The 10,949-nt window shown below is 72.1% G+C and carries 9 protein-coding genes; 3 read left to right on the top strand and 6 right to left on the bottom strand.

Annotated elements, in window-relative coordinates; all coding sequences use genetic code 11:
* Nucleotides 1–153 precede the first annotated feature (153 nt).
* From ppdK to ACFVWU_RS42890, 5 genes are all read right to left on the bottom strand, one after another.
* Nucleotides 154–2,862 (bottom strand): pyruvate, phosphate dikinase, encoded by a 2,709-nt coding sequence (gene ppdK, locus ACFVWU_RS42910; protein WP_387631734.1) that lies wholly within the window; start codon nt 2,860–2,862, stop codon nt 154–156.
* 564 nt (nt 2,863–3,426) lie between these two features.
* Nucleotides 3,427–4,596 (bottom strand): tRNA dihydrouridine synthase DusB, encoded by a 1,170-nt coding sequence (dusB, locus tag ACFVWU_RS42905; RefSeq protein WP_387631733.1) that lies wholly within the window; start codon nt 4,594–4,596, stop codon nt 3,427–3,429.
* A 66-nt stretch (nt 4,597–4,662) separates the two neighbouring features.
* A complete protein-coding gene (locus ACFVWU_RS42900; protein ID WP_387631731.1) occupies nt 4,663–5,445 on the bottom strand; it encodes a DUF4097 family beta strand repeat-containing protein in 783 nt (260 codons plus the stop codon).
* The gene (locus tag ACFVWU_RS42895) at nt 5,442–6,086 is read right to left on the bottom strand and encodes a response regulator (protein ID WP_387631730.1); all 645 of its coding nucleotides are present in this window, start codon (nt 6,084–6,086) and stop codon (nt 5,442–5,444) included. Before ACFVWU_RS42895 ends, ACFVWU_RS42900 begins: the two co-directional genes overlap by 4 nt.
* Nucleotides 6,074–7,294 carry a histidine kinase gene (locus tag ACFVWU_RS42890; protein ID WP_387631727.1) on the bottom strand — a complete coding sequence of 407 codons (1,221 nt, stop codon included), beginning with the start codon at nt 7,292–7,294 and terminating at the stop codon, nt 6,074–6,076. The genes ACFVWU_RS42895 and ACFVWU_RS42890 overlap by 13 nt, the downstream gene beginning before the upstream one ends.
* A gap of 135 nt (nt 7,295–7,429) precedes the next feature.
* On the opposite strand from ACFVWU_RS42890, the gene ACFVWU_RS42885 reads away from it, so the two are divergent.
* Both ACFVWU_RS42885 and ACFVWU_RS42880 read left to right on the top strand, forming a co-directional pair.
* On the top strand, nt 7,430–7,984 hold the full coding sequence (locus ACFVWU_RS42885; protein WP_387631725.1) for a hypothetical protein: 555 nt from the start codon (nt 7,430–7,432) through the stop codon (nt 7,982–7,984).
* Entirely contained in the window at nt 7,981–8,358 is a 378-nt protein-coding gene (locus ACFVWU_RS42880; RefSeq protein ID WP_387631722.1) for a hypothetical protein, read from the top strand. Before ACFVWU_RS42885 ends, ACFVWU_RS42880 begins: the two co-directional genes overlap by 4 nt.
* Nucleotides 8,359–8,378: 20 nt before the next feature.
* Here ACFVWU_RS42880 and ACFVWU_RS42875 read toward each other — a convergent pair whose 3' ends face one another.
* Nucleotides 8,379–9,257: a helix-turn-helix transcriptional regulator gene (locus ACFVWU_RS42875; RefSeq protein ID WP_387631719.1), complete on the bottom strand. Its 879-nt coding sequence runs from the start codon at nt 9,255–9,257 to the stop codon at nt 8,379–8,381.
* 110 nt (nt 9,258–9,367) lie between these two features.
* Here ACFVWU_RS42875 and ACFVWU_RS42870 point away from each other — a divergent pair, with 110 nt between their 5' ends.
* Nucleotides 9,368–10,834 (top strand): MFS transporter, encoded by a 1,467-nt coding sequence (locus ACFVWU_RS42870; RefSeq protein WP_387631717.1) that lies wholly within the window; start codon nt 9,368–9,370, stop codon nt 10,832–10,834.
* Nucleotides 10,835–10,949 lie beyond the last annotated feature (115 nt).

Below are 10,949 nucleotides of genomic sequence, written 5' to 3'. Positions count from 1 at the left end.
GGTCCGGCGGGGGGGGCCGGGCGCCGGTGGCCCGCCCCCGCCCGGCCGTGTTACGTACGCCGGTTCTCCTGCGCCGAGCTCCGGTGTACGCCCTCCCGACGGGAGGGGGAGCGGTCAGTCGTACCCGCGCTTGAGTAGGGGATGCCTACCCTCTCAGCGCGAGTCGCTGCCCGCCGACTCGATGGCGGCGCGGCCGGCCTCCAGGCGCGCCACCGGGATCCGGAAGGGGGAGCAGGAGACGTAGTCCAGCCCCACCTCGTGGAAGAAGTGGACCGAGTCCGGGTCGCCGCCGTGCTCGCCGCAGACGCCGAGCTTGAGGTCGGGGCGGGTGGCCCGGCCGGCCTCGACGGCGTGCTTGACCAGGGAGCCGACGCCGTCGCGGTCGATGGTCTCGAACGGGGAGACCCCGAAGATGCCCTTCTCCAGGTAGGCGGTGAAGAACGAGGCCTCCACGTCGTCCCGGGAGAAGCCCCAGACGGTCTGGGTCAGGTCGTTGGTGCCGAAGGAGAAGAACTCGGCGGCCTCGGCGATCTGACCGGCGGTCACCGCGGCGCGCGGCAGCTCGATCATGGTGCCGAGCTTGATGTCCAGGTGGACGCCGGTGGACTGGGCGACCTCGGCGAGCACCCGCTCGCACTCGTCGCGGACCAGCTCCAGCTCCTGGACGGTGCCGACCAGCGGGATCATCACCTCGGGGCGCGGGTCCCCGCCGGCCAGCTTGCGCTCGGCGGCGGCCTCCGCGATGGCGCGGACCTGCATGCCGAACAGGCCGGGGATGACCAGGCCGAGGCGCACGCCGCGCAGGCCCAGCATCGGGTTCTGCTCGTGCAGCTTGTGCACCGCCTGGAGCAGGCGCAGGTCGTTCTCGTTCGGGTCCTTGCGGGCCTCGGCGAGGGCGACGCGCACCGACAGCTCGGTGATGTCCGGCAGGAACTCGTGCAGCGGCGGGTCGAGCAGGCGGACGGTGACGGGCAGGCCGTCCATCGCCTGGAAGAGCTCCAGGAAGTCGCTCTTCTGCAGCGGCAGCAGGGTGGAGAGGGCGAGCTCGCGGTCCTTGTCGTTGTCCGCGAGGATCAGGTGCTCGACCTCCTTGCGGCGCTCCTCACCGAGGAACATGTGCTCGGTGCGGCACAGGCCGATGCCCTGGGCACCGTAGCGGCGGGCGCGCGAGCCGTCCTCGGCGTTGTCGGCGTTGGCGCGCACGGCGAGGCGGCGGCGGCCGTCGGCGTGCGACATCAGCCGGTGGACGGCCTGGACCAGTCCGCCCTGGACGTCGGCGCCGGCGTGCAGGGTGCCCTCGAAGTACTCGACCACGGGGGACGGCAGCACGGGTACCTCGCCGAGGTAGACCTTGCCGGACGCACCGTCGATGGAGACGATGTCGCCCTCCTCGACCACCAGGCCGTCGGCGGTGGTGAAGCGGCGGGCCTTGGTGTCGACCTCCAACTCCTCGGCGCCGCAGACACAGGTCTTGCCCATGCCGCGGGCGACGACGGCGGCGTGCGAGGTCTTGCCGCCGCGCGAGGTGAGGATGCCCTCGGCGGCGATCATGCCGTCCAGGTCGTCCGGGTTGGTCTCGCGGCGGACCAGGATGACCTTCTCGCCGGAGCGGGACCACTTGACGGCGGTGTAGGAGTCGAAGACGACCTTGCCGATCGCGGCGCCCGGCGAGGCGGCGAGGCCCCAGCCGATCTGCTTGGACTCGGCGGTCGGGGCGAAGCGCGGGAACATCAGCTGGGCCAGCTGGCCGCCGGTGACGCGCATCAGGGCCTCGTCCAGGTCGATCAGGCCCTGGTCGACCAGCTGGACGGCGATCCGGAAGGCGGCCGCGGCGGTGCGCTTGCCGACGCGGGTCTGCAGCATCCAGAGCTTGCCGCGCTCGATGGTGAACTCGATGTCGCAGAGGTCGCGGTAGTGGTTCTCGAGCTTCTGCATGATCGCCATCAGCTCGTCGTACGACTTCTTGTCGAGCTTCTCCAGCTCGGACAGCTGCAGGGTGTTGCGGATGCCGGCGACGACGTCCTCGCCCTGGGCGTTGGACAGGTAGTCGCCGTAGACGCCCTGGGCGCCGGTGGAGGGGTCGCGGGTGAAGGCGACGCCGGTGCCGGAGTCCTCGCCGAGGTTGCCGAAGACCATGGTGCAGACGTTGACCGCGGTGCCGAGGTCGTTCGGGATGCGCTCCTGGCGGCGGTACAGCCGGGCGCGGTCGCCGTTCCAGGAGTGGAAGACGGCGTGGATGGCGAGGTCCATCTGCTCGCGCGGGTCCTGCGGGAAGGCCCGGCCGGTCTCGCGCTCGACGATGCCCTTGAACACCTCGACCAGTTCCCGGAGGTCGGAAGCGTCCAGGTCCAGGTCGTTGGCGGTGCCCTTGGCGTGCTTGGCCTCGTCCAGGGCCTCCTCGAACAGCTCGCCGTCGACGCCCAGCACGGTCTTGCCGAACATCTGGACCAGGCGGCGGTAGGAGTCCCAGGCGAAGCGCTCGTTGCCGGACTGGGCGGCGAGGCCGGCCACCGAGGAGTCGGAGAGGCCGATGTTGAGGACCGTGTCCATCATGCCGGGCATGGAGAACTTGGCGCCGGAGCGGACCGAGACGAGGAGCGGGTTGTCGGCCTGGCCGAGCTTCTTGCCCATCTCCTGCTCAAGGGCCTCCAGGTGGGCGCTGATCTCCTTGTGCAGCGAGGACGGCTCACTGCCGGTCTCCAGGAAGACCTTGCAGGCCTCGGTGGTGATGGTGAACCCCGGGGGGACGGGGAGACCCAGGTTGGTCATCTCGGCCAGGTTCGCGCCCTTGCCGCCAAGAAGATCCTTGAGGTCCTTGTTTCCTTCGGTGAAGGAGTAAACAAACTTCTGCTGGGACGGCACGGGTCGGTCTCCTCGTACGCGGTTGCCCTGACGCCGGAGAACATACCCATTTCGAAGGCACTTCTCTGCCCTGAATAGGCCACACGAGGCCGGTACCGAGGGGTAACCCGCTAGATCGAATGCACATAAAGGCGTTCACCTCTGTTGGTGAAATCGTCCGCCTGACGCTAGCCAGCGTTCAAGTCTTGAAGGCAACGAAACCCGAAGATCGCCCGATTCGGACGCTGGGTAGCGGCCGTGCGTCCGTCGCGTTGCCCCGGCTTGATTTCCTGCACCCGGATCGGCCGATCGCACCCGGATCGGCTTCGGGAAGCGATCCACCGCCGACCTGTCCATTTCGTCCACTGACCGGCCGTCAGTCGCAACTCCGTGTGGCAAGCGTCACCAGCGCATCTCGCCGGTCGAACGTAGACCAGCTCCGTCGATCGTCGCACTCCGTCCAGGAATGTGCTCGTTCCGTGACATCGGAGCGCCAAAAAGGAGCCCTCCTGTCCAGAATGGACAAGAGGGCCAGGACCGACTGGCGACCGGGCCGAGAGGGCCCATTTCGCCACTACGGACAGATCATCCGCCAGAGGTGTCCGATTCGGCATCCGCGCCCGGCCGGGCGCAGTCGTACGGATCGTCCAACCAGCTCTCCGGCAGGACCACGCGGTTGTTGCCGCTGGTGCGCCCGCGCGGGCCGTCCGCGCCGATCGGCCAGGACTGGGTCTGCTCCACCTGGGCCAGCGTTTCGGCCAGATCGGCCAGCGAGGAGGCGTTGGCGAGCTTCACCCGCAGCTCCGAGCCGACCGAGAAGCCCTTGGTGTACCAGGCGACGTGCTTACGGAAGTCGATCACGCCGCGCGCCTCGTCCCCCAGCCACTCGCCGAGCAGTTGGGCGTGGCGCACCATCGCCCGGGCCACGTAGCCGAAGTCGGGGCGGGCGTAGTCCACGTCGCCCTCGAAGATCGAGACCAGGTCCTTGAACAGCCACGGCCGGCCCAGGCAGCCGCGGCCGACCACGACGCCGTCGCAGCCGGTCTCGCGCATCATCCGCAGCGCGTCGTCGGCCGACCAGATGTCCCCGTTGCCCAGCACCGGGATGTGCGCCGGGACGGACTCGCGCAGCCGGGCGATCGCCGACCAGTCGGCCGTCCCGCCGTAGTGCTGGGCGGCGGTGCGCCCGTGCAGGGCGATCGCGGCCACGCCCTCCTCGGCGCCGATCCGGCCGGCGTCCAGATAGGTGAGGTGGTCGTCGTCGATGCCCTTGCGCATCTTCATGGTCACCGGCAGGTCGCCCGCGTTGGCCACCGCCTCGCGCAGGATCTCGCGCAGCAGGTTGCGCTTGTACGGCAGCGCCGAGCCGCCGCCCTTGCGGGTGACCTTGGGGACGGGGCAGCCGAAGTTGAGGTCGATGTGGTCGGCCAGGCCCTCGTCCGAGATCATCCGGGCGGCCTTGCCGACGGTCACCGGGTCCACCCCGTACAGCTGGATCGAGCGCGGCTTCTCGCTCGGGTCGAACTTGATCAGCTGCATGGTCTTGGCGTTGCGCTCGACCAGCGCCCGGGTGGTGATCATCTCCGAGACGTACAGGCCCTTGCCGCCGCTCTGCTCGCGGCACAGGGTGCGGAACGGCGCGTTGGTGATGCCGGCCATCGGTGCCAGCACGACGGGCGGCCACACCCGGATCGGGCCGATGTCCAGCGGCGCGAACTCGGTCTCGGGCGCGGTGGGTGCGGGCGTGGCTGTCATGCGCGGCTGACCTCGGGTAGGGGGACGGGACTCTCCATTGTCCCCCACCCGGGTCACCCGCCCGGCCTACCGCGAATCGGAGCGGTAGCCGATGTCCAACGAGCCCGACCCGACGTCGGCCTCCAGGCTCCTACTGCTGGCCGCGTCGCCCAGGGCCGGGTTGATGTTGCTGCTGCCCGAGTCCGTCCCGCCGTTGATCCGGTAGCGGCTGCCCTTCGGCATCAACATGGTCACCGAGCCGGAGCCGGTGCTCACCTTGACGTCCTGCGGCGCCGACAGGAAGGTCAGGTCCACCGCCCCGGAGGTACTGGACACCTCCGCCCGGTCCGAGGAGAGGTCCGTCCCCTGCGTCATCCCGGAGGTGGTGCGCGCGCGGACCGGGCCGGACAGCCTGCGCAGGATGATCGAGCCGGAGGTCCCGTCCAACTGGACGCCGCCGCTGAGGTCCGACACCTCGACCGCCCCCGAGGTCACCGAGCCCGAGACCTCGGTGCCGGCCGGCACCTCCAGCTCGATCGAGGCGCCGCAGTTGTAGAAGGGCAGGGAACGTCGGCACTGCACGCCGACGGTCATCGTGTCGCCGACCACGTCGGCGCGCACCCGCGGCTCGGAGACCGTCCAGTCGAGGTTCTTGCGCACCACGACCCGGCCCTCCACGCCCGGCTTGATCCGCACCGACGCGCTGCTCGTGGCGAGCTGCAGCTTGTGGACGGAGGCGACGTACGTCTGCTGCTCGGTCCGCGACTGCCGGGCCACCAGGGCCAGGGTCTGCGCACCGCCCATGACCACCACGAACACCACGGTGAGCACCCCGGTGATCCGCCACGCCCTGGTGGACCGCGCGCTCACGTGATCTCCAGGAAGCGCAGCACCGCCATCACCCGGCGGTGGCTGTCGTCGGCCGGCGGGAGGTCCAGCTTGGTGAAGATCGAGTTGATGTGCTTGGCCACCGCGCTGTCACTGACCACCAGGGACGCCGCGATCGCCGCGTTGGAACGGCCCTCCGCCATCAGGGAGAGCACGTCCCGCTCGCGCGGGGTCAGCTTCTCCAGCGGATCACGGTGGCGGCGCACCAGCAGCTGGGCCACCACCTCCGGGTCCAGCGCGGTGCCGCCCTCGGCGACCCGCTGCAGCGCGTCCACGAAGTCGTCCACATTGGCTACCCGCTGCTTGAGCAGGTAGCCGACGCCGCTGGTGTTGGTGGCCAGCAGGTCGGCGGCGTAGCGCTCCTCCACGTACTGGGAGAGCAGCAGCACGGCGACCTCCGGCCACTGCTGCCGGATCACCATCGCCGCCTTGACGCCCTCGTCGGTGAAGCCCGGGGGCATCCGGACGTCCGCGACCACCACCCCTGGGCGGTGCTCCTCGACGGCGGCCAGCAGTTCGACGGCGTCCCCGACGGCGGCCACGACCTCGAAGCCCACCGCCTCCAGGACCTTGACCAGGCCGACCCTGAGCAGGACCGAGTCCTCGGCGATCACAGCGCGCACGGCAACTCCACGGTGATGGTGGTGGGCCCCCCGAGGGGGCTGAGAACGGACAGCGTGCCGTCGACCGAGGCGGCGCGCTTGCGCAGACCGGTGAGCCCGGTGCCGCGCGAGGGGTCCGCGCCGCCCACGCCGTCGTCGCTGATGACCAGGCGCAGTCGGCCGCCGGCCGTGCGCACCGACACCTCGACCTGCTTGGCGCGGGCGTGCTTGGCGACGTTGGTGAGCGCCTCGGAGACGGTGAAGTAGGCGACCGCCTCGACGGTCGGGGCGACCGGGGCGGACAAGTCGACGTCCAGGCGCACCGGCAGCGGGGCGCGGGCGGCGATGCCGGACAGCGCCGCGTCCAGGCCGCGGTCCTCCAGGACCGCCGGGTGCAGGCCGCGGACCAGGTCGCGCAGCTCGTCGATGGCTGCCTGCGCCTCCTCGTGCGCCGCGACGATCACCTGCATGGCGTCGGGCGGGCAGTCCTTGAGGGTGCGCCGGGCCAGGCCCAGGTTCATCGCGAGGGAGGTGAGGCGCTGCTGGGCGCCGTCGTGCAGGTCCCGCTCGATCCGGCGGCGCTCGGCGTCCACCGCGTCCACCAGGCCAGCCCGGGACTCGGCGATCTCCTCGACCCGGCGCTCCAGCTTCTCCGCCCGGTTGGGCCCGAGCAGGAGCTGCGCCGAGCGGACCTCCAGCCAGGCGGTCAGCGTCGTCGGCCAGGGCGCCGCCACCAGCAACAGCACGCCGAACACCGTGAGCACCACGTCCAGGCCGGCCAGCTCGCTGCGCAGCCCCGATCCGAGCGGCAGCAGCCAGACCCAGGCGTACAGGGTGGTCAGCACCAGGGCGATGCCCCAGAGATAGACGGCGGCCAGCGCACAGAGCGCCAGGACCGGGCCGATCAGCAGGTGGTAGGCGATCTGACGCCAGGCCAGACCGAGCCGCAGCCGGCCCAGCCGCAGGGCCACGGACGCGCCGGGCGGCGGCACCTCCACACCGCAGAGGGCGCGCAGCCGTCCGCGCTGGAGGGCGGTGAGCCAGCGGGTGCAGATCAGCACGACCGCGAGGACCGGGAAGAGCAGGTGGGACTCGGTCATCGCCAGCCAGACCGGCACGGCCATGGGTATTCCGGCCGCGATGAAGCGGGTGTCCCGCCAGGCCCCGGCCGACCACGGCGGGCGGCGGAGGCTCCTGACGAGCGCTCGGCGCAACGTGGTGGAGGGCATGGCGGACAGCGTAGGGCCCAGTGATCAAGAGCCGCCATGAAGGGGGGTGCCCGGTGGGGGTGTAGCTAGGTACACCCCCGATTCGGTGTGGGGCACCACCGACAGGAGGCCCCTCGGGGCGGAAGGCTTGGGGACATGACGAGCACTGCATCGCACTCCGCCACTCCGCCGCACGGGCGGCCCGTCCCCGGGAACCACGGGGGTGTTCCCGGGGGCGCGCTCCACCCGGCGTCGGGGCCGGAGGGGACGCTGCCGACCGGGGCCGGGCCCTGGTCGGTCCGCAGCGTCGGGTCCGGCCGCGGCCGGGCCGCGCTGGAGCTCTACCAGTACGGCGAGTTGGCCGACGTCCTGGTCGCCGCCCGACTCACGCCGCAGCTGGTGCGCGGCGCCCGACGCAGCCCCTCCGCCGGGAACCGCTCGCACGCGTTCGCCTGGGGGCGGCTGCCGGCCGACGGCGCGGCACCCTCGGTGCTGTTCACCGGCGGGCGGCGGCTGTTCCGTACGGCCCGTTCGTTCCGGACGGCTTCGGCGGCCCAGGTGGTCACGGTGGCCGGGTGCTTCTGGCTGGCCTGGGCCGAGGGGCCGTTCGACGCGGTGCTGGTCGAGTGCCCGGCGGGCGGGCCGGCCGAGCGGCTGCCGCTGGAGCGGGTGCGGGAGCGTCAGGTCGCGGTGGTCGGGGGTGCGGCATGACCATCGCCGTCGTCTCGGGCGCCCCGGCGTACGTCCTGCCGGAGCGCTTGCGGCAGGCGCCGCGGCTGGCGGCCGTCGCGCTGCTGCCCTGGCTGATGATCCTGGCCGTCAACCACGAGACGCCGTGGGTGGTGCTCGACCTGCTGGAGTTCGCCGGCCTGCTGTCGCTGGACGCGCTGCTGCTCCGGCGCAGCCCCGCCGCGCTGTGGGCAGGCGCGGCGGTGGCCCTGCTGCTCGTCGGGGACGCGCTGGTGGACATCGCCTTCGCCGGGCCGGGGCACGCGGTGCTGGCCGCGCTGGTGATGGCGTTCTGCGTCGAACTGCCGCTGGCGGTGGTGTGCCTGCTGCTCGGGCGGGAGGCGATACGCGGCTAGCGGGCGACCCGCCAAGAGGCCTAGAGGCTCGTCGGCAGCTTGTCCATCAGCGCCCGGGTCTCCTCGTCCAGCGGGGTGTAGCTGACGATGCGGGTCCCGAGCCGGGGGCTGAGCCAGAAGTTGGTGTACTCGCAGCGCAGCAGGCCCACGCCCGGCACCTGGAAGCGCTTGATCCCGTTGCTCGGCCGCATCACCTCGTGCCGCTGCCACTCCTCCTCGAAGTCCGGCGACGCCTTGCGCACCCGGGCCAGCAGCGCCTTCCAGGCCGGTCCGGCGGAGTGGTCGGCCATCGCGGCGCGGAACCGGGCCACCATGCCGAGGCGCTCGGTCCGGTAGTCGATCAGGACCTGACGGAAGTGCGAGTCGGTGAACGCCAGCCACATCAGGTTCCGGTCCTCGGGCGGCAGCTCGTCCAGCCTGCCGACGAAGCCGGTGTACTGCGCGTTGTACGCCAGCACGTCGTAGCGGGCGTTGAGCACCACGGCCGGGTACGGCGCCAGCTGGTCCAGCACCAGCCGGACGCTCGGGGTCACCGAGGGGCAGTCCTGGATCGGCGCCGGGTCCTCCGCGCCGGCCAGGGTGAACAGGTGCGCCCGCTCGCTCGGGTCCAGCAGCAGCGCCCGGGCCACCGCGTCCAGCACCTGGGTGGACACCTGGATGTCCCGGCCCTGCTCCAGCCACGTGTACCAGGTCACCCCCACGGCGGCGAGCTGCGCGACCTCCTCCCGGCGCAGCCCCGGGGTGCGGCGGCGGCCGGTCATCGGCAGGCCGACCTGTTCGGGCGCGATGCGCTCCCGGCGGCTGCGCAGGAACGCCGCCAGGTCGTGCCGGCGGGCGTCGTCGGGAGTACTGCGCTGCGGCGCGGCCGAGCCGGGACGGGCTTGCGCAACGGGGGTCATCAGGCTCATGGTCCCAGCATGCGGCAGTCCGCAGCCTGTTGCCAGGTACTTCTTATACCTGGATAACCACACTCTGGTACCAGGGTACGGCGAGGCGGATCGTATGACCCGTGACTCAACCACTCGCCGTCGCCCCGGCCTCGCACCGGACCGCCCCCACGGCCGCCCCCCACATCTCGCCGTCAGGCACCGCAGGGCCCTCCCTCGGCACCGCCGGACTGGTCACCGTCCTGCTCGGGGCCTTCCTCCCGATGCTCGACTTCTTCATCGTCAACGTCGCCCTGCCCACCATCGACAAGGACCTGGCCGCCGGACCCGCCGTCCTGGAGCTGGTCGCGGCCGGCTACGGCATCGCCTTCGCCGTCCTGCTCGTCCTCGGCGGGCGGCTCGGCGACATCTTCGGCCGCCGCCGGCTCTTCGTCGCCGGCGCCGCCGCCTTCGCGCTCACCTCGCTGGCCTGCGGCCTCGCCCCCGACGCGTGGTCGCTGGTCGCCGCCCGGGCCGCCCAGGGCGCCTCGTCCGCGCTGCTGATCCCCCAGGTGCTCGGCACCATCACCGCCGCCACCGACGGCGCCCGGCGCGGCCGCGCGCTCAGCATCTACGGCGCCGTCGGCGGGATATCCGTGGTGATCGGGCAGGTGCTCGGCGGGATGCTGGTCGCCGCCGACCTGTTCGGCACCGGCTGGCGCTCGGTCTTCCTGGTGAACGTGCCGTTCGCGCTGCTCGCCGTGGTCCTGGCCGTCCGGTACGTGCCGGAGAGCAAGGCCACCCAGGCCGCCCGGGTCGACGTGCTCGGCACCATTCTGCTCACCGCGACCCTGCTGGCCCTGCTCGTCCCGCTGATGGAGGGCCGCGCGGCCGGCTGGCCGCTCTGGTCCTGGCTGCTGCTCGCCCTGTTCCCGGTGCTGGCCGTCGCCTTCGCCCTGGTCGAGCGCCGCGCCGAGCAGCGCGGGGACACCCCGCTGGTGCCGCCGACCCTGCTGCGGATCCCGGAGATGCGGCGCGGCCTCGGCATCGCGCTCCCCTACTTCGCGGGCTTCGGCGGCTTCATGTTCAACATCGCGGTCGCCATCCAGCAGGGCCTCCACCTCGGTGTGGTCGCGGCCGGCTGGGCGCTCGTCCCGATGGCCGTCGGCTACTTCTCCGCCTCGCTGGCCGGCCCGCGTCTCATCGGCCGCTGGGGCAGCCGGGTGCTCAGCGCCGGCGCCGTCATCCAGGCCCTCGGCCTCGCCACCCTCGCGCTGACCATCCTCGCCGACTGGTCGCACTTCTCCCCGCTGCGGATGGCCCCGGGCGTCGCCCTCGCCGGCATCGGGCAGGGCCTGATCGGCACCCCGCTGTTCCGGGTCGTCCTCTCCAAGGTCCCCGCCGCCCGGGCCGGTGTCGGCAGCGGCGTCCTCGCCACCAGCCAGCAGTCCAGCCTCGCCCTCGGCGTCGCCACCCTCGGCACGCTCTACCTGTCCCTCGCCCCCACCCTCGGCATGGACCGGGCGCTCGCCCTGTGCCTGGGCATCCAGCTGGTCGGCTCCTTCACCATCCTGTACCTGACCACCCGCCTCCCCCGCACCATCGGCTGAGCCCGGCGGGCCCCGCGGGGCCCCGGGCGACGGCTCACGGCCTCGGCGTGGGGGGACCCCCCAGAGGGGGGGGCCGGGGTCGGACCCGCCGCCACCCACCGGGATTGCACAACAG

Source organism: Kitasatospora sp. NPDC058190, from assembly GCF_042883685.1.
Taxonomy (GTDB): Bacteria; Actinomycetota; Actinomycetes; order Streptomycetales; family Streptomycetaceae; genus Kitasatospora.
The sequence above is the reverse complement of the archived record's forward strand: the minus strand, read 5'-3'. Positions and strand labels throughout refer to the sequence as shown.